The sequence below is a fragment of the Pseudarthrobacter sp. NCCP-2145 genome (genome assembly GCF_023708005.1).
Lineage (GTDB): Bacteria > Actinomycetota > Actinomycetes > Actinomycetales > Micrococcaceae > Arthrobacter > Arthrobacter oxydans.
Map to the genome: position 1 here is coordinate 1 of NZ_BRCG01000035.1, position 21,205 is coordinate 21,205.

Here is a 21,205-nt window from a genome sequence, read left to right on the forward strand (position 1 = left end):
GGGTCGCACCGGGTCTCCCTCGATGAGGTCATTGTGACCATGCGTGAAACCGGCAAGGACATGAGCTCCAAATACAAGGAAACGGCCATGGGCGGCCTCGCCGTCAACGTCGTCGAATGCTGACAGCTTGAACCTTCAGTTGTGGACGGCAGCCCACCAGTTCAAGGTGGACGCAAAGACCAGCCACGCAATGTAGGGGAGCAGCAGCAGTCCCGCGGTCCGGCTGATGGGGCCGAAGTAGAGGACCGTCACCGTGACCGCGGCGATCAGGGCCACGATAATGGCCATGGCCAGCCACAGGGCGGCCGTGCCCATAGCGGGATAGAGGCCGAAGAACACCGGAGTCCAGGCGAGGTTCAGGCCCAACTGGACCGCGTAGGCCGTCAACGCCGGCCTGGTCTTGGGAGCCCTCTTCCGCCACACGAGCCACGCAGCCACCGCCATGGCTGTGTAGAGCAGGGTCCATACCGGGCCGAAGAGCCAGTTGGGCGGCGACCAGGGCGCCTTGTCAGCCGTGGCATACCACCCGTCCACATTGTCAACGGTGGAGAATCCGCCGAGCCCGGCCACCAGGAAGGATGCCACCAGGAATCCGGCCAGCACCGCTGCCTGGACCCGCGCGCTGTACGGCTGGCCGCTTCCATCCGGCGGGGATGACAACTCTTCACGGTTAGGCTGCATGCCTCCACCCTTGCCAACCGGTCCACCCGAGTCAAGGGCACGGGCCGCGGCAGGCACGGGCCGGCTGCTGAAAAGCCGTGGGGGCTTCAGGCTTTAGACTTGAGGCTGCATGTCCGCACGCAGACACGAGTACCGAAACCGCGCACGAAACCGATTGGACACGGCCCCCTTGCGAGAATTTACCGCACGTTTTGCCACAGCCGAAGAGATTGAAAACTGGGACAAGCACGTCACGGCCAACCCCAACGGCGGCAACATGCTGCAGTCCGCCGCTTACGCTTCGGTAAAGAACGGCAGTGGCTGGAAAGTCCGGTTCCTGGTCCTCGAAAACGGTGGATCGGCCAGCTACAACCTGGTGCTCGAAAAGAAATTCCCCGTGCTGGGCCGGCTGTGGTACCTCATCAAGGGACCTGACCTGGCGGCGGCGGCGGACCTCAAAGCGGCGCTGGAGGCCTGCGCGGCTTTCGTGCTCAGCCGGAAGCTCAACGTCTTCACCATCAAGATCGAGCCGGACATCCTTGACTCGGAGGAAGCCCAGGCACACCTGAAGGTGGCGGGCCTGGCCAAGGCGCCCAACATCCAGTCCAACGACTCCACTGCGCTGCTGGATATCTCCGGCCCCGAAGAAGTGGTGTTCAAGGCCATCTCCTCCCGGGCGCGTAACGCCATCCGACGGGCCGAGCGGGAAGGCTGCGAAGTGGTCCGCAAGGAACACGGTCCGGAAACCTACCGGGCCCTCTATGACCTGATGGCGGACACCGTCAATGCCAAGGGCTCCATGCCCCTGCGCAGCTACGCGTATTACGCTGCGTTCTGGGACGAATTCTGCAACCGCGGCCAGGGCAACTTCTTCTTCACCTATGAAGACGGGAAACCCAGTGTGGGAGCCTTCGTCATCAACTACGGTGCCAAAGCCACCTACAAGGACGGCGGCTCCACCCAGAACCGCAAACAGTACGGCGATTCGCACCTCGTCCAGTGGGCTGCCATCCGGCGCATGCAGGAGCTCGGCTGCACTGAATACGATTTCTGCGGCACCCCGCCGGCCTCACAGATCAAGGACAAGAGCCACAATCTCTACGGGATGGGCATGTTCAAGACCAGCTTCACCAAGACTGTCACCGATTTTGTCGGCTGCCACGACTACGTTCTCTCGCCCCTGAAGCACCGGCTCTGGGTCAAGGGAGCAGAGAAGGTGTTCCGCCGGATCGAAACTGCCCGCACCGGCCAGCAGTTCTACTGACCCGGAAGACCGGCCGCAGCTGACTGCCCAGCCACCCGCCGCCGGGCCCCGCCCACATCCTGCCTATGCCAGCCCCCATCCGTGAAGAAGGTAATCCCTTGACTGCAATATCCGCCGCCGACCTGGAGTTCGCCATGCTCAGCGACGCCGAATTCGAGCAGTTCGCGCTGAAGCACCCACAGAACAGCTTCCTCCAGTCCCTCGACTTCGCCCGGTTCCAGCGTGCCCGGGGACAGCAGGTTGAACTTTTCGGAGTGCGCCGCGACGGCGAACTGGTGGCGGCCGGCAAACTGAACTACACCACCACGCGCCTCGGCTACACGGTGTGCGAGTGCGCCAAGGGCCCCCTGATGGACTACACGGACCCTGGACTGGTGCGCGCCGTCGTCGAACTCCTCCGCAAACGCGCAGCGGAGCGGAAAGCCGCCGAGCTCCGGATCTCCCCGAACCTCAGGTACATAGCCCGCGATGCCGACGGCGCGGAACACCCCGAAGTGGAGGACAACAGGCCGCTGGTGGCACAGCTCGGCGGGCTGGGGTTCCAGCACCAGGGGCTGGACATGAACTTCGTGAACGTGAACTGGATGTTCATCAAGAGCCTGGAAGGCATTCAGGACGCGGAGGAACTGATCATGGGAACCAGCTACCGCACCCGGAAGGCCATCCGCAAAGCGGAAAAGAACGGTGTTTTCCTGGAGCAGGCAACGCTGGAGACCCTTGATGAGTTCTACGGCGCCCTGAGCCGGGCCGGCGACGAAAAGGGTTTCGTCTACCGCGAACGCGCCTATTATGAACAGCTGCTCCGCACCACGTCGGCCGAGTTCACCAAGCTCATGATGGCCAAGATTGACATTCCTGCCTACCGGAAATCCATTACGGAGCGGCTGGCCGCGGAATCGGAAACGGCGGCAGAGCTCCGCCGCGAGGTGGAGGAGACCGGCAGCAAGAAAAAGGCCAACCGGCTCAAAGTGGTCCAGGACCTGGTGGACAGCTACGAGCGAAGCCTGAAGGACATCGAACGTTTTCCGGATTCGGTTGGTGTTGCCACGGTGGCCGCCATCCACTTCGTCTGCTACGGCGACGAAGTGGTCTGCGTCATCGGCGGCACCGTGCAGGACTACATCTACTTCAACGGAGCCACATCGCTGTACTGGGGGATGATGCTCCACGCCCTTGAGAAGGGTTACCCGCGGTACAACTTCTACGGTACGTTCGGCATCTCCGGCCAGGACGAGGAAGGCCACGGCGGCTACGAGTTCAAGAAGGGCTTCGGCGGCGAAGTGTTCCAGCTCGTGGGCGACTTTGTGATGCCTGTCCGCCCTGCCGTGTTCCGCGCCAACAAGCTTGCCCGCGCCGCAGCGGGGGCCGCCCGCCTCCTGCTGGGCAAGCTGCCCCTGCGGCGCTCCGCCTGACGCGCTCCGCAGCACACACGCTGCACACCACCACAACGGGAGGAGGGACCCATGACCGACCGGCCTGACTATCCCGGCGGCGGATCACCAAAGGCAACGCCATCACCGAAGGCACCGCCGCGCACGGACGGCCTGCCCAAAACCGAGCCTCTGACCCCCTCCCAGCTGCGGCAGAATGCTGCGGCGAAAAGGATGCTGCGGCGCCTGGTCCAGGGCGAGAACCCGCCCACTGCTCCCATGAGCATCGTGGACAGGCTCACCGGCAGCCCCTATGCGAACCCCATGATCCAGGTGGGCGGCGTGGACACGTCCGCCCGGAAGACCCTGGACTTCGCGCTGCACCTGGCCGAAACCATGTTCCGCTACGGTGCTGGTGCCCTGGAGGTTGAAACCAGCATCATTGCCGTCACGGCGGCGCTGGGCCTGAAGAACATCGAAGTGGACATCACCAACCAGTCGGTGGGCATCAACTACGCGCCCAAGGACCAAACCCCCATTGCGCTGCTGCGGGTGGTCCGGTCCTGGACCAACAACTACGCAGGCCTGGCCAAGGTCCACCAGCTGGTGACGGACATCGTTGCGGGGGGAGTGGGGCGTGACGAGGCGATCCGCAGGCTGGATGAGGCCATCACCAGTCCCAAGCCGTTCCCCCGCTGGATGGTGACGGCGGCGTTCGGGGTCTTTGCCGCAGCGTTCGTTGCTGTGCTGGGCGGCGGGCCGGTGTCCTCCGCCATTGCGTTCGCCGTCAACATCGGCGTGAGCCTGCTGGCCCGCCAGCTGGGCCGCTGGCGCGTGCCGGACTTCTTCACCACCGCCAGCTGCTCCTTCGCGGTGACCCTGCTGGCTCTGCTGTTGTGGCAGTTTGGGCTGACTACCTCTCCGGCGATCGTGGTGGTGGGCGGAATCCTCCTGCTCCTGCCCACAGGCCGGCTGGTCTCCTCCGTGCAGGACGCCATCAATGGCTTCCCCGTGACCGCGGCGGGGCGGTTCCTTTCCACCCTGCTGACCTTTGGCGCGCTGGTAGCGGGCATCGCCGTCGCTTTTGTGGTGGGCCAGCTGACCGGCATGCAGGCCATCGACGTGACGCAGACCTTCCCGCCCGCCTACGACCTGTGGGTGCTGGTGATCCTGGTTGCCGTGGCGGTGATGGCCATCGGGGTGACCGAGCAGACAACCTGGCAGCTCCTGCTGCCCACCGCCGCGGTAGGGGTCGCGGGGTACCTGGTCCTGCTGGGCGGCGGCCTGCTGGGCATTGGCGACCGGTTCTCGCCGGCCCTGGCTGCCGTGGAGATCGGCCTGCTGGCGCGGGTGGTCGCTCTGCGGATGGGCGCACCCCAGCTGGTGGTGGCGGTGCCGGCGGCACTGATCCTGCTGCCCGGCCTCACCATTTTCCGCTCCATGTACGTCCTGACCATCGAGGAAGCCGAGATCCTGCTCGGCGCCGGCGGGATGCTCAACGCAGGTGCCATCGTCCTGGGAACTGCCGGGGGGATCGTGCTGGGGGATACCTTGGCGAGGCCGCTGACCCGCAGCCTGGCCAGCAACGAGCGGCGGCGGGCCCGCCGCCGCTGACCGGGCCGGCCTGGATCTGTCCTCCTAGATCTGCCCTACGGGCAACTTCTTCTCGGCCTGGAAGACGTCCTCGACGCGGCCCCTGGCCCAGTAGCCGGACAGGGACACCTGCTTGCGGTCCAGTCCGCGCTGGACGAACAGGACATCCCGGAGCGCCTTCATGTAGCCCCGCTCGCCGTGGGCAAAAACGTCCACCCTCCCCGCAGGCCAGTCAGCCTCCGCAACGGCCTGCACCAGGACGTTGCTTTGGCCGGCGGGGACACCGCGGCGGAAGAGCCAGTGCAGTTCCAGCCCGGACGGTGCGGCAATCGGCTGGATGTCGGCGTCGGAATCGACCTCGAGGAACGCGACGCCGGCCGCTTCCGCCGGCAGGGATTCAATGCAGGCGGCGATGGCGGGCAGGGCGGCCTCATCTCCGGCGAACAGGTACCAGTCGGCTTCGGGGTCCGGGTTGTACGCACCCCCCGGGCCGGTGAAAGTCAGGGTGTCGCCTGGCTCGGCCCTGGCCGCCCAGGGGCCAGCCAGCCCCTCGTCGCCGTGGACCACAAAGTCGATGGCAAGTTGCCGGGCCGCGGTATCCACCCAGCGGAGGGTGTATGTGCGCGTGAAAGGCCATTGTTCCCGGGGCATGGTCTCCCGGATGCTCCACAGATCCAGGGGCGAAGGATACCGGACCCCCGGCTGCGGAAAGACGATCTTGACGTACCGGTCAACAAAGCCGTTATTGACGAAATCGGCGAAACCGTCCCCGCCCGCGACAATCCGGACCATCTGCGGCGCGAGCTGTTCCCGGCGGACCACCGTGAGGTTGACCTGGGGGCGGCTTTTCTTGCTGGCGCTGGTGGAGGCGGGAACAATGCTCATAAGGCAAGCCTAAGCTAGGGCACCGCCGGAAGCTCCCAGGTTACGTCCGCGGCCCCCTGCTCCCGCAGGAGCTTGTTGACGCGGCTGAACGGGCGGGAGCTAAAGAAACCCCGTGAAGCGGACAAGGGGCTGGGGTGCGCGCTGGACACTGCCGGGACCCCGGGCAGCAGCGTGCGCACGCTCTCGGCGTCCTTCCCCCACAGAACCGCGACCAGCGGCAGGGGTGACCCGTCCGGTGCCCGCCGCGCGCCCAGCGCCTCGACGGCCGCCGTCGTAATGTCTTCCCAGCCCTTCCTCCGGTGGGATCCCGCAGATCCCGCCCGTACCGTCATCACCCGGTTCAGGAGCAGTACCCCCTGCCCGGCCCATGCGGAGAGGTCACCATGCACCCTCGGCGGGATTCCCAGGTCGGCCTCCAGCTCCCGGTAGATGTTCGCGAGGCTCCTGGGAATGGGCCGGACGTGCGGGTCAACGGCGAAGGACAGCCCGACGGCGTGCCCCGGCGTGGGGTAGGGGTCCTGTCCCACAATCAGCACCTTCACGTCCGCAAGGGGCTGGCGGAAGGCCCGCAGGACGTTCGACGGCGCCGGCAGGACCTGGTGACCGTCCGCCACTTCGCCTGCCGCGAAGCGAAGAACGGCGCGAAGTTGGGCGTCCACGCCGGAGAGTGCGGCGGCCCAGTCCGGGGCCATCAGCTCTGCCAGCGGCAGCTGCGCCAGCCCGGCGAAGCCGGTGCTGCCTGCAGGTTCCTGCTCCAGCTCAAACAAGGCGTCCGATTCAAACATCAGTCCATTCTTGCAGGCGGCGGGAGGCGCCGGCCGGACCGTACGGTGTGTGCGGCGGGGCTATGCGCAAATGACAATGGTGTTGTTCGTCCGTAGCATGGGGGTCAGACATTTTACGTAACCAGCTAAGGAGAGTGCGCCGTGGCGGAGCCAGCTCGGGAGCACGTGCCGGCGCAGGAACACCGGAACGCCCTGCTGGCGGATTTCACCCTGCGGGAGTCGCCGCTGAGCGAGCGGGACCAGCAGATGCTCGCCCTGGAGCGGCAGTGGTGGAAGTATGCGGGCGCCAAGGAGCAGGCCATCAGGGAACTGTTCGATCTGTCCGCCACGCACTATTACCAACTCCTCAACGCCCTGATCGACACCGAGGATGCGCTGGCGCATGACCCCATGCTGGTCAAGAGATTGCGTAGACTACGTACTTCGCGTCACCGTGCACGCACTGCACGCCGACTGGGGTCCGACGCATAAGACGCTCACGCTGAGTCCTCAGCAGCTACACACAAGGATGTCTCTCTCCCATGACCAAATACGCCCGCGATGAATTCGACAAGGTCCCGGAGACCGCGTCGCGACAAGGTGTACACCGCACAGCCTCCGCTCCGGCGCGGGTCCGTCTCTGGCCCATCCTGACTGCGGGGATTGTTGCGCTGGCCATCGGCGTGGTTTCTTTCCTGATCCTGCCCAGGCTCGGATTCGACGGTCCGGCAACCCAGGCGTCGTCGAGCCTGGAAGCAGCACCGCTGGCCGGAACCGGATCGACTCCGTCCGCCGCGCCGGACCCGTCAGACGTCCCCTCCACCGAGCCTGAGCCGTCGCCTTCCTCCGAACCTGCCGGCGCGGCAGGAAACGGGACATCGTCCAGCCCCCAGAGCACTGCGCAGGCCGCAACAGTGGATAAGGCCCAGGCCGTGGCGGTCTACAACGCTGCCGGAACTGCCGGGCTGGCCAGCCGCGTGGGCGGAACCCTGCAGGCGGACGGGTGGACACTGGGCCAGGTAGGCAACTGGGCAGGGGCACCCCAGCAGGGCTCCATCATCTTCTACGCGGGAGCGGCGCAGGAGGCCAACGCGCAGGCCCTCGCGGAACTTGTGGGCGTCCCCACCGTGGTGGAGAGCACCGAATTCCAGGTTCCCCTGGTGGTGGTGCTCGGGCCCGGATACCGGTAGGCCGGGGTTCCCAACAGGGCGCCTCACGCCACATCCGCACAGGTGAAGGCCGGGGTCACGCCTGAATAACGTTTGCGGCCGGCCATGCTGTGCCCCGGCGCTGCCGGCGAGCATTGGCTAGAGTGAATTCCGGGCTTCGAGCCACGGCGGCACCGGCGCAGCATCCCGGACCTAACGGAAAGAGTGGTCATCATGGCACGAGGAACCGTCAAATGGTTCAACGCGGAAAAAGGCTACGGCTTCATCACCGTTGACGGCTCCGGGGACGACGTTTTTGTCCACTGGTCCGCCATCCAGGGCGAGGGCTACCGCGCACTGGACGAGGGCCAGCGCGTGGAACTCGAAGTTGGCGAAGGCGAGAAAGGCCCGCAGGCCGAAAGCGTCCGGCCGGCCGAGTGAAGCACCCGTTTTCCTCCGCTGCACCCATCCGTCCGTTGTTCGCCGCAGCCCTCTGCGGCACTCTCGCCCTCACCGGCTGTTCCGGGGTGACCGGAAACGCGCGCACGGAACCGGCGGAGGCCTCAGGTGACGGCACGCTGCGGGTCGGCCTCATCCTGGACAACACCGGTGCCAACAGCTTCCTGAACGGTCCCCAACTTGCTGCCGCCAAGCTTGCCGTCAAGGAAATCAACGCTGCCGGCGGGCACAAGGGCCGGCCGGTGGAACTTCTCCCCGTTGAAACAGGCCAGGACACAGCGTCCCAGGCGCAGTCCCTGGTCCAGGCCACAGCGGATGTGGTCATTGGCCCCACCGACTCCAGCCACGCCTCCGCAGCCGTCGACATCCTCTCCAGGGCGCGGACGCCACTGATTTCGCCTGCCAACACCGCGGCCGGGCTCAGCAGCATAGCCAGCGGCGGATACTACTTCCGGACGGCCGCCGCCGATGTCGCGCAGGGACCCGTGCTTGCCAAGCTCGCCAAGGACGCCGGCGCCGCAACCATCTCCGTGGTGTACCAGGAAGGCTCCTACGGCAGCGATGTCTCCGCGGCCGTCTCCGCGTCCGCTGAACAGGCGGGCCTGGACGTGTTGTCAGCGGTGGGCTTCACACCGGGTGACGCGGGATCTGCGGCTGCCTCAATCCGCGAGGCGCAACCCGACGCCGTGATCCTGGTGGCCCGTGACGGCGCGCAGGGCGCCCTCGCTGAGCTCAACAACGCCGCCCTCGCAGGCTCAAGGCTTATCCTGAGCGACGGCGCCTTCAGCCGGTATGGCTCCCGGCTGGGAACCAGGGCCCTGGACGGTGCACGTGCGGTTGTCCCGGGGCAGCTTCCCTCGGCAGGGTTCCAGGAACGGCTGCTGGGCATCGATCCGGCCCTGAAGGACGTGTCCTTCGCAGCGGAGACGTACGACGCCGTGACCCTTGCCGCGCTCGCAGCGGCCAAGGCCGAGGACGACTCCGGGCGTTCAATCGCCGCGAGCCTGGTCTCGGTATCCGGCGGGACCGCTGGCGGAACAGGCCCGGCTGGAACGGCACCATGCGCCAGCTATAAAGAATGCCTGGCAGGCAAGGCGTCCGGTGCGGACATCAATTACGACGGCGAATCGGGCCCACTTGCCTTCGATGCCAACGGTGACATCACCTCGGCCGCCTACACGGTGTTCACATACGGCGCCGACAACAATCCCGCGGCCACCGGCGTTGAAACGGCAGGCCGCACCGCCGGCTGATCGCCCTCGGCGAAGACGCGCCCGCCAGGACGCTTTCCGCTTGTTATTCGCTTGCACTCTCACGTGGGGAGTGCTAATTATTGAGTTAGCACTCTGACGTACCGACTGCTAAGCAAAGCGTGGCTTCGGCCGGCGGCGCCGGCAGCGGTCGAGGAGCGAAGAAACACCTAACTGGAGTGAGACCCACACCCGAAGGCATACAGAGGCCGCCGGAAACGGGTCGTCCGTCGCGGGCACTGCAGCGAAGGTTCATTCTTAACGACTGTCCCGAAAGGACTACTGCCGTTATGGCCAAGATCATTGCATTTGATGAAGAGGCACGCCGCGGCCTTGAGCGGGGCCTGAACATCCTCGCCGACGCCGTTAAGGTCACCCTCGGCCCGCGTGGACGCAACGTCGTCCTCGAGAAGAAGTGGGGCGCCCCCACGATCACCAACGATGGTGTTTCCATCGCCAAGGAGATCGAGCTGGACGATCCTTACGAGAAGATCGGCGCCGAGCTGGTCAAGGAAGTTGCCAAGAAGACGGACGACGTCGCTGGCGACGGCACCACCACCGCCACCGTCCTGGCACAGGCACTGGTGAAGGAAGGCCTGCGCAACGTTGCTGCCGGCGCCGACCCGCTGTCCCTCAAGCGCGGCATCGAGAAGGCCGTTGAGGCCGTCACCGCCGAACTGCTGAACTCCGCCAAGGAGATCGAAACCAAGGAAGAGATCGCCGCCACGGCGTCCATCTCCGCCGGTGACGAGGAAATCGGTGCACTCATCGCCGAAGCCCTGGACAAGGTGGGCAAGGAAGGCGTCATCACGGTCGAGGAGTCCAACACCTTCGGCCTGGAGCTTGAGCTCACCGAAGGCATGCGCTTCGACAAGGGCTACATCTCGGCCTACTTCGTTACCGACGCTGAGCGCCAGGAAACGGTCCTCGAGGATCCGTACATCCTGATCGTCAACTCCAAGATCTCCAACGTCAAGGAACTGGTTGCTGTCCTGGAAAAGGTCATGCAGTCCAACAAGCCGCTGCTGATCATCGCTGAGGACATCGAGGGCGAGGCCCTGGCCACCCTGATTGTCAACAAGATCCGCGGCACCTTCAAGTCCGTCGCCGTCAAGGCTCCGGGCTTCGGCGACCGCCGCAAGGCACAGCTTGCCGACATCGCCGTCCTCACCGGCGGCCAGGTCATCTCCGAGGAAGTCGGCCTGAAGCTGGAAAATGCCGGCCTGGAACTCCTGGGCCAGGCACGCAAGGTTGTTGTCACCAAGGACGAGACCACCATCGTCGAGGGTGCCGGCGACGCCGACCAGATCGCCGGCCGCGTTTCCCAGATCCGCGCCGAGATCGAAAACTCCGACTCGGACTACGACCGCGAGAAGCTGCAGGAGCGCCTGGCCAAGCTGGCCGGCGGCGTTGCAGTCATCAAGGCCGGTGCCGCAACGGAAGTTGAGCTCAAGGAGCGCAAGCACCGCATCGAAGACGCCGTGCGCAACGCCAAGGCTGCCGTTGAGGAAGGCATCGTCGCCGGTGGCGGCGTGGCCCTCATCCAGGCCGGCGCCAAGGCATTCGCCAACCTGCAGCTGTCCGGCGACGAAGCAACCGGCGCCAACATCGTCCGCGTGGCCATCGACGCTCCGCTCAAGCAGATCGCCTTCAACGCCGGCCTGGAGCCGGGCGTTGTGGTGGACAAGGTCCGCGGCCTGCCCGCCGGCCACGGCCTGAACGCAGCCACCGGCGAGTATGTCGACCTGCTGGCCGCCGGCGTCAACGACCCCGTCAAGGTCACCCGCTCTGCCCTGCAGAACGCGGCTTCCATCGCTGGCCTCTTCCTCACCACCGAGGCAGTTGTTGCCGACAAGCCGGAGAAGAACGCTGCTCCTGCCGGTGGCGACGACATGGGTGGCATGGGCGGTATGGGCGGCTTCTAGCCACTCCTGCCGGGACCAGTCCCGCTAGACACGAATGTGGCCCCCTCTTCGGAGGGGGCCACATTCGTGTCTTACCGCAGGGTGTTACTTGGCGCTGGCCAGCATTCCCTCAACTTCCTTCTTGAATGCGTCAGCGGCCGCCTGGGGCGTGAGGCGGTCGTAGAGCACCTCATCGGTGTAGCGCTTGATGACGTTCTGCACGCTGCCCGCGCCTACCGGCGGAACAGGCGGCGCATCCTTGATGTCGGGTGCGATGTCCTTCAGGAAGCCCACCACCGTGGTGTCGGCAGGCTTCAGGGACGGCGTGATGCTCTCAACGATGTCCGTGTTGGTGGGAACGCCGCGGTCCGTCATCAGGATGGCCCCGGCCTCCGGGCTGTTGGCCAGGTAGTTGATGAAGGTGGACGCGGCTTCCGGGTGCTTGGAGCGTGAGGAGGCGGACCAGAACATGGTGGGCTTGTAGTACATCCCGTTCTCAGCCGCTGAACCGTCGACGCTGGGTGCACGGAGCATCTTGATGCTGCTCCCGGTGGTGGACTCCAGGGACCCGAGCTGGTTGGTCCACCACCATGCCATGCCCACCCTGTTGGTTCCGAAGAGGCTCTCCTCGAGTCCGGCGCCGGAGTCCTCTGTGGCCACCGTGGCCGGCGGGCTTGCCTTGGAGTCGCGCTGCTCCTTAAGCCGTTCCCAGAAGGACGCGGCCGTGGCGGTGTCGAAATCGAGCTTGCCGTCCTGGGAGTACAGGTTCTCCCCGTGCTGGCGCAGCCAGATGATCAGGTCGGCTTCATTGCTTCCGTAGGCTGCGCCGTAGTTCTTGCCGTCTCCGGCGGCGCTGATCTTCGAGGCTGTTGCCATGAATTCCTCCCACGTCCACGTGGTGTCATCCGGGATGGGAACATTGGCTGCTTCGAAGACTTTGGTATTCGCCATGATGACATAGGCGTTCTGGCCGGTGCTGAGTCCGTACTGGGCGCCGTCGTACTGTCCCGAAGCCAGGGCTTCCTCATCCAGCTTGGACGTGTCGATACCGCTTTGCTTGGACAGGTCAAGGAGTGCCCCGCGCCCGCCGTATTCCGCGATGTACTTCTGGTCCATCTGGATGACGTCCGGCGCATCGTTGGCGGCTGTCTTGGTTGCCAGCTTGTCCCAATAGCTGCCCCACTCGCCTGGTTCGGATTCAATCTTGATGTTCGGGTGTTCCGCCTCGAAGGCGTCGATAACCTTCTCAGTCTGGGCGTTGAGGTACTCGTTGCCCCACCAGGCAAACCGGAGGGTTACTTGCTCGTTGCTCTCAGAGCCTGAAGAGGTGCCGCAGCCTGTGGCGAGGAGGGAGAGTGCAACGGCTGCGGCGCCGAGCTGGAACTTCCTCCGGCTGAGGGTTGGGATCGTCATTGATGTGCCTTCCTGGTGCTGAGGGCGCTTTCCGTTGGCTGCCGCGGCACAGTGCCCGGGCTCCGGTGAGAAAACGCTTTCTCGGTTCAATACAGCGATTGTGCCTGCCCGGCTCTCTCCGCGTCAAGTACTTTCGGTAACCGCTTTCCAAGCAATGGCCGCGGGCGGACTCCGGTTTGTCGTGCCCGTCTGGCAGGATGGACCGGTGACGATTACTGCAGCGGCTGACGGTTCGGCCTTGGGAAACCCGGGTCCGGCCGGCTGGGCCTGGTACGTGAATGACGACTGCTGGCGTGCCGGCGGTTGGCCCCATGGGACCAACAACCAGGGCGAGCTGATGGCGGTCCTGGATCTGTTCCGGGCCACAGCCCACCTTCCCCAGGAGGACCTCCGCATCCTCTGCGACAGCCAGTACGTCATTAATTCCATCACCAAGTGGATGCCGGGGTGGAAGCGCAAAGGCTGGCGTAAAGCAGACGGGAAGCCGGTCCTCAATGTGGACCTGCTCAAGGAACTGGACCGTGAGCTTGCCGGCCGGAAATACACCTTCGAATGGGTGAAGGGGCATGCAGGGCATGACCTGAACGAAGCCGCGGACGAACGTGCGCGGGCGGCCGCAACGGCCTACCAGCAGGGCGTGGCTGCCCGCTCCGGGCCAGGCTTTCCGGGTGCCCACCACGCCCACCCTGCGCCGGTGAAACAGGAAGCCAGGGACGCGCCCGCGGAGCCAGGAAAACCGGCAGGGGCCTACGAGGAGCCGGATCTGTTCAGCCAGCTGGACAACCGTGGTTTTGATGCGCCCGGGACTGCCGCAAGGGCGGCTGAAGCACCGGCTGAGGCCGTGGTGGAGGAACTTGAGCGGGAACTGCTGGGCCCGCTGGTGCGCGGGGACATCGGCCGGACTGCCGTCCTGCTCCACCCTGATTTCGTGGAGATCGGCAGCTCGGGCAGGATGTGGACCCGGGACGCCATGATGATGGCGCTCGAGGAGGACCCGGGCGAACGGACGGACATCGAAATTCTGGGCGCCGAACGTGTCGGCGCTGAGGCGGTCCTCCTTACCTACCGCAGTTATGCCCGCTCCGGCACCACCCTCAGAAGCTCGCTGTGGGTACTGGATGGCGGCCGGTGGCGGCTTCGGTTCCACCAGGGCACGCCCGAAGCCTAGGCGCCTCAGCTGAACCGCTGGGTATTGCCCTGCTCCGCCTGCGCGTAAGTGGCTGCTGCTGAGGCAAGTGCGGTGTTGATGGATGCCAGTGATGCCTCCACTCTTCCCTGAGTCATGGTCCATTCCGTAATCAGCGCCTGGAAGTTCGCGGCGGCAGAGCCCCGCCAGGAGCCCTGGAGTTCGTCCAGTCCGCGTTTCATGGCCTGCACGTCGGCGCTGATTCGGTCCATGGTGGCCTGGACGGTGGCGGACTTCAGCTGGAGGAGTTCGGTATCGACGGAGATAATGCTCATGGTGGTGCCTTTCGCTGTACAGCAGCTTGCGCCTGCGGGCCCGGCCGGTCCGGCCCCTTGCCCTCGAGCGTAGAAAACTCCACGGCCACGCTGCCACCGCCAGTGGCTATATGTGCATAACCTCGCCGCCGCTGCCTTGGCTCTTTTCAGCACGGTTCTCTTCCCCGCGCATTCCCGCATCCGGAACGTCATCACGCCGCGGAAGGCTGACCACGAGCGTGGCGCCGCCGCCGTCGGTCTTTTCAACCCGGACGCTGCCGCCGTGGGAGCCCACGATCGCGGCAACAATGGCGAGTCCCAGCCCGCTGCCTCCCGTTTCCCGCGTCCGGGAGGTGTCCGCCCGGTAGAACCGCTCGAAAACCTTGGACGCGTCTTCGTCCGAGATGCCCGGCCCGTGGTCCCGAACTTCTATTACGGAGAGCAGCTGCCCGTCTTCCGCCGTGCGGACCCCCACCGCCAGCTCGATGGGGGTGCCCTCCGGGGTGTAACGCAGGGCGTTGCCCACGAGGTTGCCCACGACCTGGCGGAGCTTGGCTTCGTCGCCCAGCGCCGGTGCAGGCGTGGCCGGGCCGCCGTCGAGGCCGGTCAGCGAAATCACGCGGGACCGGTCGCTGGCTTGGGTGTCCACCACGGCATCATTCGCAATGAGCTGGAGGTCCACGGGCTTTTGCTGCAGCGGCCGCTGCTCGTCAAGGCGGGCCAGCAGCAGCAGGTCCTCCACCATAGAACCCATGCGCTTGGCTTCGCTTTCGATCCTTCCCATGGCTGTGGACACGTCTTCCTTCGTGGCCAGCGCGCCATGCCGGTACAGCTCGGAGAACCCCCGGATGGTCACAAGCGGGGTCCGCAGCTCATGGGAGGCGTCGGCCGCGAACCGGCGCATCCTCGCCTCCGAGGCGGTGCGGGCCGCGAAGGCTGTTTCGATATGGGCGAGCATGGCGTTCAGCGACCTGCTCAACCGCCCGAGCTCGGTGCCGGGGTTTTCGACCTCCACGCGGCGGGAGAGATCGCCTGCAGCGATTGCGGCCGCGGTCTTTTCCACCCGGGCCAGCGGCCGGAAGGACCGGGAGACCGTCCAGCTTGCAATGAGGGACGCGAGCAGCAGGGTCAGCAGCCCTACCCCCGTCACCACCAGGGTGGCGTGCTTGAGGACATCGTCGACGCTCCGCAGGGGCAGCCCTATGGCCACGACAGCTGTGGTCTGGCCGTTCTGCACGGGCACAGCGACCACCCGCCAGTTTTCGCCGTCCGTGCCGCGCACCTGGTAGGGGACTGTCCCGCGCGCCTGGGCCTGCTCCACGGTGATGGAGCTGATGTCCGGGCGGTTATCCGGATCGCCGCCGAACGGGTAGGGCTCCTCGCCGGGGGCGAAGAGAATCAATGAATAGTCCGTGGGGACCATCGGGTTCGTGGGAGCCTGCAGCGGAGTGAAGGAGCGCTGTTTCCGGGCCAGGTCCACAGCTGCATACAGTTTGCCGTCCACCTGCCCCTGGAGGTAACTGTGCAGCAGCGCCAGCGTTCCGGCCCCGGTCACTGTCAGGGCAACTATCAGCAGCGCCATGATCATGGCCACCAGCTGCGTCCTCAGGGACGCGGACTTCCATCGCTGCAGCAAGGTCAGCGCTTTTCTGCCGTCCGGAGCACGTAGCCCACGCCGCGTTTGGTCTGGATCAGTGCGGGGGCGTCGGGGTCGATGTCCACCTTCCGGCGGAGGTAGGAAATGTACGACTCCACGATGGAGGCGTCACCGTTGAAGTTGTATTCCCAGACGTGGTCCAGGATCTGCGATTTGGAGAGCACCCGGTTGGGGTTGAGCATGAGGTAGCGGAGCAGCTTGAACTCGGTGGGGGAGAGCTCAATCACGGTGCCGCCGCGGCGTACTTCGTGCGCGTCGTCGTCGAGCTCCAGGTCGTCCACACGGATCACGGCATCGTCATCCATCATCGGTTGCGTGCGGCGCAGGACGGCGCGGATCCGGGCCACCACCTCGTCGAGGCTGAACGGTTTGGTGACGTAATCGTCTCCGCCGACAGTGAGCCCGGTGACCTTGTCCTCCGTGTCGTCCTTGGCGGTGAGGAAGAGGACCGGGAAATGCTTCCCGGCGGCGCGGAGGCGGCGGGTGACAGTGAAGCCGTCCATGTCAGGGAGCATGACGTCCAGCACGGCCAGGTCCGGGGCGTGGGCATCCGCGGCCGCAAGGGCGTCACGTCCGTTGGCGGCCGAGACGACGTCGAATCCGGCAAACCGCAGCGAGGTGGACAGCAGCTCGCGGATGTTGGGTTCGTCGTCGACAACGAGGAGCTTCGCTTCTGGACCGTTCTTGTTCATGCTCCCATCATGCTCCCAGACTCTGGGAGTTGTCTGGATATTCGTTGGAAGCCAGGTGGGGAAAACGGGAGCTTACCAACCCATGGTCCCGGGTTCGCCCTTGAACGGCCCAGCCACGCGGCCAGTGATCCAGCCGCCGTAGAATCCTCCCGCCTGCGGACGGACACGCTCGCCCTCCACTTCGCAGTAGTCCATCCGGCCGGGGTACACGGCAACGCGGTCAACCAGGGCCTCGTACCCCTTGGCCGGCTCCGGGTAGAACCACGCTGCTGCTTCAGCCACCAACCCGCCGCCGTGGACAGTGAGGTACTGCGCTGCGCCTTTGAACTCACAGAAGCTGCTTCCGGGGGCCGGTTCCAGCGCCCCCGGCCGGAACGCCGACCGGGGCAGGTAGTAGACCGGCGGGTGGCTGGTCTCGAGCACCCTGATCGAGTCAGCGGTATCCAGGATCAGTTCGCCGCCCAGGACGATCCGGATCCTTTCGGTGCCCGGCTCCACGCGTGGCGGCCGGGGGTAGTCCCAGACGGATTCCTGTCCGGGACGGGGGATGGCGGGAGTAACTTTTCGGCGCATGCCTCCAGTGTGCAGGACGGGAACCCAAACCGGAGCGAGAACGTTCCGGGATTCACGCCTTCCGCCGGGTGCAGCACGGGAATACAGTGATGGTGCCGGGCTTGGGCACGTCCCGAATCCGGCACCGCGGGGCCCTCGCGGCACCTGCGGACCCGCGCTTGGCTGTTCCACACTATGATTTCCGGCCCAATGAAGGGGATAGACCATCATGACTGACCTGAGTGCATCCGAAAACACCGCATCCAACGAACGCAGCATCCGGGACTGGGCGGACCTGGCGGAGGAAATGTGGTCATACCTCACAGGCAAGGGTGCCGCGATCAACTACCAGTTCGTTGACATGACCATCGAAGTGCCGCGCGACATCGGCCCCGACGCTCCCCGGGCCACCTGGAAGCTGAACGGCAGCCTGCGCGTCACCACCAGCGACAAGGACGCCGCCGGCTCCGACCTGAACCGTGGCTGACGGATATGGCTGACTACCGCCTGGACGTGGATCTGGACTTCTCGTACACAGATGAGTCCGGATCGGTTACGAGGGGGAGCGCCCGGTCCTCGGGCACGGACGTCACCGTGTCCATGGACAGCCTTTCACCCCTGGGAGGCGGCGGCATCCCGTCACTGGACGAAATCAGGCCACTGGCGGAGATGCTGGCCGGGAAGGGACTCAGTGTCACCCTCTCCGGCCCGGACGGAAGTATCGTCAGCCTGGGGGCGGTGAACAGCCCCGCCTCCCAGCGCCTGGTGACCCGATCGCCCCATATCAAACTGGGCAAGCTGGGAGCACTGGTGCCGATCGTCAGGCAAGGGCGGCGCAAGTCGGCAGCCGTCCCGCTGCTGCCTCCGTCCACCCCATTGCCCCTGCTCCCCACCGTCCGGCGGAAAATCAGCCGCCGGATCACCACCACGCACTACACCCGGGGCAGCGGCCGGCCGCGGCTGATCTTCGTCCAGGACGCCGCCACGTGGACCGGGCAGATCCCCCGGGAGGTGACGCTGGCCGGGGAGAAGACCACGATCGGAAGCGACCCGGGCTGCGACATCATCCTGGAGGGGCTGAAAGGGGTCCACGCCGAAATCAGGCATGACGAGCTGGACGAGTACGTCCTGGTCCCCCACGGGACGGTCAGCGGCAGCGTGGCGCAGGCCGGTCCTTCAGTGCTCCGCACCGGAGCCAGGATCCAGATGGGGCAGTGGTGCCTCGCCTTCTTTCGGGAAGAATTTGCCGACCACGGGCGCCCGTACGGCGGCCGCAGCGGTGGAGAACTGGCGTACGAGCGCCCGCAGTTTGATCCGCGGACCGGCACGATGGAAAGGGACAGTTCGCGCGGGGTGACCTGAGCAGGTCCGGCTTCACTCCGGCCGGTTCCCGGAGCTGCCACCGTGAACGAACGGGGACGAGTACCCGCGGTACTGCAGGTGCATCATCATGCCTTGGGCAGCGTGGTCAAGGTTATGGCAATGGTCCATCCAGATTCCCGGGTTGTCCGCTCTGAGCAACACCTCCCAGACATCACCGGGAAGGACATCAAAGGTGTCCAGCCACAGGGGTGACGCCGCAGGTGCTTGGCCGTTCCGTGAAAGGACCAGCACGTGGTGGCCGTGGGGATGCATCGGGTGGGGCTCGGAGGTGCGGTTTGCCACTGTCACCTTCACTGCCTCGCCCTCGATCACCACCAGCGGTTTGATATTGGGATACGCAGCTCCGTTGACCGTGTAGGCGTAGCGTGGCGCACCGTCCACAAAACGCAGTTGCCGATCCAAAACCATGACTTCAGTCCTGGACCAGGCTTGTGTGCCAGCCGGGCCAGCATCCCCGGGCCCCGCTCCTGCAGAGATGTCCAGTTCCCTTCCACCCCGGAAGTCAGCTGTCGCCGGCGGCTCGACGCCTGAACCCGTCGGGTCAAGCACGACGGCGGCGCTGTCGCTGCCCTCAGTCCGCAGGGTCACCGGATGAGCGGGCATGGCGAAGGTGAGGTCCATCCTGCCGCCTGCACCCAGCCTGAGTACAGGTTCTGACGCCTGCCCCGCGGGAACCTCGATGGGAGTGGGCAGCTCCGTCCCGTCCACGGCCGCAACGGCGTAGTGCGAACCCAGCAACTGGTAGCGCTGAGGCAGTGAGTCTGTGTTGACCAGCCGCAACCTGACCGCGGTACCTGGGTAGACGTTATGGGACTGCGGCATGTCGGAGCCTCCGAGCAATGTCAGTGATGCAATTGAATGCCCGGCGACCACCAGGTCCGCAGGCGCCCTTGGCTCGCGTGGATCACGCACCACCAGAGTGCCGTAGAGCCCCTTCCGGACACCTTCGGAGGACGCCTGATGGGTGTGGTACCAGTACGTCCCGCTCTGGCCCGCGAGGAAGCGGTATGTCATTGAATGGCCTGGCCTGACGGCGTCCTGGGTGGCGCCGGCTACGCCGTCCATTGCGTTTGGGACGTCGTACCCGTGCCAGTGCAGCGTCACGCCGGCTGAGACATCCCGGTTGATAAGGACCACTTCAAGGAGGTCACCGAGTTCTGCCTCCAGGGCCGGGCCTGGAAGCGAACCGAAGGTCCACGCGTCAACGGTCTTGCCGCCCGGCGAGGTGACACGTTCCTGCCGCGCGGTCAGCTCAAAGCGACGGACCATGGCTCCGGGGGCCGGATCTTCGATGAGTTCCGTGATGGGACGGATCCCGCCCTCTTCGCCAGATTCCGCCGTCACCGGGGTCCCGTGATGACCGACGGCGGCAATCGCAGCTCCCTCCGCGCTTCGGCTGCCTAACCATCCGATGCCGGCGCTGCCTGCCACCGCAGCCAGGATCAGCGCTCCCACCGCGGAAGCCGCCGTTGTACGCCGGGCACTGGTGCCGGCGGTGTTGCCGGCCAGAATCCAAAAGACCAGTGCACAGCAGACCGCCAGGGCAACGAAAAGGGCAGCGCCGGCCGGGTACGGATCAAAGCCGAGGATGAACGGAGCCAGCATCGAGAAGGACGCGCCTATGGCCGCCCATCCTACAAAAACGGCGGCCGGAACGCGGGGTGCTGGCAGCGCGGCGTCCGGTATCCGGGGCCGCAGGTGCGCCACGCCTGCAACACCGGCAACTGCCGCCGGGAGGACCAGCAACGGGAGTCCGACGGCGGCCCGCTCGCTGGCGAAAAGCCAGCCTGCTGCGGTGAGGGTTGCCACTGCCGCTACCTTCGCAGCTGTGAGGGTCAGTGCCGCGCCCAGCAGCAGCGGCGCGAGCAGCCTGGCTGACCGGCTCCGCTTGCCCATGACCCCGGAAGAGCGCCGGCCGGACTCGACCATCAACCAGGCAAGCGCGCACCAGGCTCCTGCTGCCAGGACCGAAAGGACGATGTCCAGACCGAGAAGCTGGGAAACGCCCACGGAAGAGGTCAGACTTGGGCGGTGCTGCCGGCCTTGGCGTCACTACGGGCAGGAGCCTTCGACTTCGCCAATTCCCGGCAGCGGAGGAAGAACCAGTAGGACATGAAGATCATGAGCATGCCCGTCACCGGATGGACAGCGGCGACCCAGGAGCCTTCGGGCGTGATGTGTTCCTCGGACGAGCCGGTGAGCATACCGCCGACAATGAAAATCAGCAGTTGGACCAGGGACATCAGGAAAATTCCCACGGCCAGCCAGACCATCCGCTTTCCGGCCCGGGCCACGGCTGCCAGGATGATCGCCAGCAGCGCCAGGCCCCGGAGCACAAACTGCCCGTTCAGGGAGTGGTACAGGGCGGCGTCATGGATTTCCTCGATGGAATTCTGGAAGACCATATACCCGGCAAAGAACAGCTGGAGTACACCGGATGCCAGCAGCAGTGCGGACACACCGTACAACACTTTGCGCATCATCGTTCCTATTCGCCTCAGCATCGTTGTGAGGGAGCCCGACGTGCTGAGCGGGGGCTTCGGCATCATGGTGGCAGGGGCGGATGAGGTCCGCAAGGGTGCAATGCCCCCTATTTCCACAGGGCAGCCCCCTCTTTCGCCCGGGCAGGTGCCACCCGGGGAGGTACGGCCTAATACGAAGGTGATGGCTGTCAGGCTGCGGTAGCGGGGGTTATGGTGACGTTGAAGCCGAGGTTGTTGAGCTTTTTGATGGCGTTGTTTTTGGCTTTGATCGGGTCCAGACGGGTGAAG

Annotated in this window: 22 protein-coding genes and 1 pseudogene; 13 read left to right on the forward strand and 10 right to left on the reverse strand. The window is 65.6% G+C overall.

The annotated features are described in order from the left end of the window. Positions 1-123, forward strand: a 123-nt coding sequence (locus NFU08_RS20250; RefSeq protein ID WP_251425859.1) for an L-serine ammonia-lyase, iron-sulfur-dependent, subunit alpha, incomplete at its 5' end; no start/stop codon positions are given. A 12-nt stretch (positions 124-135) separates the two neighbouring features. On the opposite strand, the gene NFU08_RS20255 is transcribed toward NFU08_RS20250, so the two are convergent. Continuing rightward, a complete protein-coding gene (locus NFU08_RS20255; protein ID WP_174179650.1) occupies positions 136-681 on the reverse strand; it encodes a TspO/MBR family protein in 546 nt (181 codons plus the stop codon). 109 nt (positions 682-790) lie between these two features. Here NFU08_RS20255 and NFU08_RS20260 point away from each other — a divergent pair, with 109 nt between their 5' ends. From NFU08_RS20260 to NFU08_RS20270, 3 genes are all read left to right on the forward strand, one after another. Then, positions 791-1,924, forward strand: a complete 1,134-nt coding sequence (locus tag NFU08_RS20260) for a peptidoglycan bridge formation glycyltransferase FemA/FemB family protein (RefSeq protein ID WP_251425840.1) — start codon at positions 791-793, stop codon at positions 1,922-1,924. A gap of 65 nt (positions 1,925-1,989) precedes the next feature. Then, a complete protein-coding gene (locus NFU08_RS20265; protein ID WP_251425842.1) occupies positions 1,990-3,336 on the forward strand; it encodes a peptidoglycan bridge formation glycyltransferase FemA/FemB family protein in 1,347 nt (448 codons plus the stop codon). A 51-nt stretch (positions 3,337-3,387) separates the two neighbouring features. Continuing rightward, positions 3,388-4,908: a threonine/serine exporter ThrE family protein gene (locus NFU08_RS20270; RefSeq protein ID WP_251425844.1), complete on the forward strand. Its 1,521-nt coding sequence runs from the start codon at positions 3,388-3,390 to the stop codon at positions 4,906-4,908. A 24-nt stretch (positions 4,909-4,932) separates the two neighbouring features. Here the strand turns inward: NFU08_RS20270 and NFU08_RS20275 are convergent, their stop codons facing one another. Continuing rightward, positions 4,933-5,772: a siderophore-interacting protein gene (locus NFU08_RS20275; RefSeq protein ID WP_251425846.1), complete on the reverse strand. Its 840-nt coding sequence runs from the start codon at positions 5,770-5,772 to the stop codon at positions 4,933-4,935. Positions 5,773-5,786: 14 nt separating this feature from the next. Further along, the gene (locus NFU08_RS20280; RefSeq protein WP_251425848.1) at positions 5,787-6,557 is read right to left on the reverse strand and encodes a uracil-DNA glycosylase; all 771 of its coding nucleotides are present in this window, start codon (positions 6,555-6,557) and stop codon (positions 5,787-5,789) included. 141 nt (positions 6,558-6,698) lie between these two features. Between NFU08_RS20280 and NFU08_RS20285 the strand changes: the two genes are divergently transcribed. From NFU08_RS20285 to groL, 5 genes are all read left to right on the forward strand, one after another. Then, a complete protein-coding gene (locus NFU08_RS20285; protein ID WP_251425849.1) occupies positions 6,699-7,028 on the forward strand; it encodes a DUF3263 domain-containing protein in 330 nt (109 codons plus the stop codon). A 50-nt stretch (positions 7,029-7,078) separates the two neighbouring features. Then, entirely contained in the window at positions 7,079-7,726 is a 648-nt protein-coding gene (locus NFU08_RS20290; RefSeq protein WP_251425851.1) for a LytR C-terminal domain-containing protein, read from the forward strand. Positions 7,727-7,918: 192 nt separating this feature from the next. Continuing rightward, complete coding sequence (locus NFU08_RS20295; protein ID WP_139028133.1) at positions 7,919-8,125, forward strand: cold-shock protein; 207 nt, start codon at positions 7,919-7,921, stop codon at positions 8,123-8,125. Beyond that, a complete protein-coding gene (locus tag NFU08_RS20300; protein ID WP_251425853.1) occupies positions 8,122-9,396 on the forward strand; it encodes an ABC transporter substrate-binding protein in 1,275 nt (424 codons plus the stop codon). The genes NFU08_RS20295 and NFU08_RS20300 overlap by 4 nt, the downstream gene beginning before the upstream one ends. Positions 9,397-9,683: 287 nt before the next feature. Continuing rightward, the gene (gene groL / locus NFU08_RS20305; RefSeq protein WP_066273856.1) at positions 9,684-11,318 is read left to right on the forward strand and encodes a chaperonin GroEL; all 1,635 of its coding nucleotides are present in this window, start codon (positions 9,684-9,686) and stop codon (positions 11,316-11,318) included. A gap of 84 nt (positions 11,319-11,402) precedes the next feature. Here groL and NFU08_RS20310 read toward each other — a convergent pair whose 3' ends face one another. Further along, the gene (locus NFU08_RS20310) at positions 11,403-12,710 is read right to left on the reverse strand and encodes an ABC transporter substrate-binding protein (RefSeq protein ID WP_174179637.1); all 1,308 of its coding nucleotides are present in this window, start codon (positions 12,708-12,710) and stop codon (positions 11,403-11,405) included. Positions 12,711-12,915: 205 nt separating this feature from the next. On the opposite strand from NFU08_RS20310, the gene NFU08_RS20315 reads away from it, so the two are divergent. Continuing rightward, positions 12,916-13,878 (forward strand): ribonuclease HI family protein, encoded by a 963-nt coding sequence (locus tag NFU08_RS20315; protein WP_174179636.1) that lies wholly within the window; start codon positions 12,916-12,918, stop codon positions 13,876-13,878. 5 nt (positions 13,879-13,883) lie between these two features. Here NFU08_RS20315 and NFU08_RS20320 read toward each other — a convergent pair whose 3' ends face one another. The 4 genes from NFU08_RS20320 to NFU08_RS20335 form a co-directional block, all read right to left on the reverse strand. Further along, positions 13,884-14,171 carry a WXG100 family type VII secretion target gene (locus NFU08_RS20320; RefSeq protein WP_174179635.1) on the reverse strand — a complete coding sequence of 96 codons (288 nt, stop codon included), beginning with the start codon at positions 14,169-14,171 and terminating at the stop codon, positions 13,884-13,886. Positions 14,172-14,277: 106 nt separating this feature from the next. Then, a complete protein-coding gene (locus tag NFU08_RS20325) occupies positions 14,278-15,786 on the reverse strand; it encodes a HAMP domain-containing sensor histidine kinase (RefSeq protein WP_174179633.1) in 1,509 nt (502 codons plus the stop codon). Between the two features lie 2 nt (positions 15,787-15,788). Beyond that, complete coding sequence (locus NFU08_RS20330) at positions 15,789-16,499, reverse strand: response regulator transcription factor (protein ID WP_104186151.1); 711 nt, start codon at positions 16,497-16,499, stop codon at positions 15,789-15,791. A gap of 72 nt (positions 16,500-16,571) precedes the next feature. Beyond that, positions 16,572-17,072: a DUF427 domain-containing protein gene (locus tag NFU08_RS20335; RefSeq protein ID WP_174179631.1), complete on the reverse strand. Its 501-nt coding sequence runs from the start codon at positions 17,070-17,072 to the stop codon at positions 16,572-16,574. Positions 17,073-17,280: 208 nt separating this feature from the next. On the opposite strand from NFU08_RS20335, the gene NFU08_RS20340 reads away from it, so the two are divergent. Continuing rightward, entirely contained in the window at positions 17,281-17,538 is a 258-nt protein-coding gene (locus NFU08_RS20340) for a hypothetical protein (RefSeq protein WP_066273863.1), read from the forward strand. A gap of 5 nt (positions 17,539-17,543) precedes the next feature. After that, positions 17,544-18,413, forward strand: a complete 870-nt coding sequence (locus NFU08_RS20345; protein WP_251425855.1) for an FHA domain-containing protein — start codon at positions 17,544-17,546, stop codon at positions 18,411-18,413. A 12-nt stretch (positions 18,414-18,425) separates the two neighbouring features. Here NFU08_RS20345 and NFU08_RS20350 read toward each other — a convergent pair whose 3' ends face one another. Beyond that, complete coding sequence (locus NFU08_RS20350; protein ID WP_251425857.1) at positions 18,426-20,444, reverse strand: multicopper oxidase family protein; 2,019 nt, start codon at positions 20,442-20,444, stop codon at positions 18,426-18,428. 8 nt (positions 20,445-20,452) lie between these two features. Further along, positions 20,453-20,914, reverse strand: coding sequence for a hypothetical protein (locus NFU08_RS20355; RefSeq protein ID WP_174179625.1), 462 nt, complete (start codon positions 20,912-20,914; stop codon positions 20,453-20,455). Positions 20,915-21,121: 207 nt separating this feature from the next. Here NFU08_RS20355 and NFU08_RS21075 point away from each other — a divergent pair. Beyond that, positions 21,122-21,205: pseudogene (locus tag NFU08_RS21075) on the forward strand (hypothetical protein); the annotation flags it as partial.

Bases quoted from the DNA above. Each gene is read 5' to 3' on its own strand.
- NFU08_RS20255 (WP_174179650.1), bottom strand. From the start codon at position 681: ATGCAGCCTAACCGTGAAGAGTTGTCATCCCCGCCGGATGGAAGCGGC.
- NFU08_RS20260 (WP_251425840.1), top strand. From the start codon at position 791: ATGTCCGCACGCAGACACGAGTACCGAAACCGCGCACGAAACCGATTG.
- NFU08_RS20265 (WP_251425842.1), top strand. From the start codon at position 1,990: ATGCCAGCCCCCATCCGTGAAGAAGGTAATCCCTTGACTGCAATATCC.
- NFU08_RS20270 (WP_251425844.1), top strand. From the start codon at position 3,388: ATGACCGACCGGCCTGACTATCCCGGCGGCGGATCACCAAAGGCAACG.
- NFU08_RS20275 (WP_251425846.1), bottom strand. From the start codon at position 5,772: ATGAGCATTGTTCCCGCCTCCACCAGCGCCAGCAAGAAAAGCCGCCCC.
- NFU08_RS20280 (WP_251425848.1), bottom strand. From the start codon at position 6,557: ATGTTTGAATCGGACGCCTTGTTTGAGCTGGAGCAGGAACCTGCAGGC.
- NFU08_RS20290 (WP_251425851.1), top strand. From the start codon at position 7,079: ATGACCAAATACGCCCGCGATGAATTCGACAAGGTCCCGGAGACCGCG.
- NFU08_RS20295 (WP_139028133.1), top strand. From the start codon at position 7,919: ATGGCACGAGGAACCGTCAAATGGTTCAACGCGGAAAAAGGCTACGGC.
- groL (WP_066273856.1), top strand. From the start codon at position 9,684: ATGGCCAAGATCATTGCATTTGATGAAGAGGCACGCCGCGGCCTTGAG.
- NFU08_RS20310 (WP_174179637.1), bottom strand. From the start codon at position 12,710: ATGACGATCCCAACCCTCAGCCGGAGGAAGTTCCAGCTCGGCGCCGCA.
- NFU08_RS20320 (WP_174179635.1), bottom strand. From the start codon at position 14,171: ATGAGCATTATCTCCGTCGATACCGAACTCCTCCAGCTGAAGTCCGCC.
- NFU08_RS20330 (WP_104186151.1), bottom strand. From the start codon at position 16,499: ATGAACAAGAACGGTCCAGAAGCGAAGCTCCTCGTTGTCGACGACGAA.
- NFU08_RS20335 (WP_174179631.1), bottom strand. From the start codon at position 17,072: ATGCGCCGAAAAGTTACTCCCGCCATCCCCCGTCCCGGACAGGAATCC.
- NFU08_RS20340 (WP_066273863.1), top strand. From the start codon at position 17,281: ATGACTGACCTGAGTGCATCCGAAAACACCGCATCCAACGAACGCAGC.
- NFU08_RS20345 (WP_251425855.1), top strand. From the start codon at position 17,544: ATGGCTGACTACCGCCTGGACGTGGATCTGGACTTCTCGTACACAGAT.
- NFU08_RS20355 (WP_174179625.1), bottom strand. From the start codon at position 20,914: ATGCGCAAAGTGTTGTACGGTGTGTCCGCACTGCTGCTGGCATCCGGT.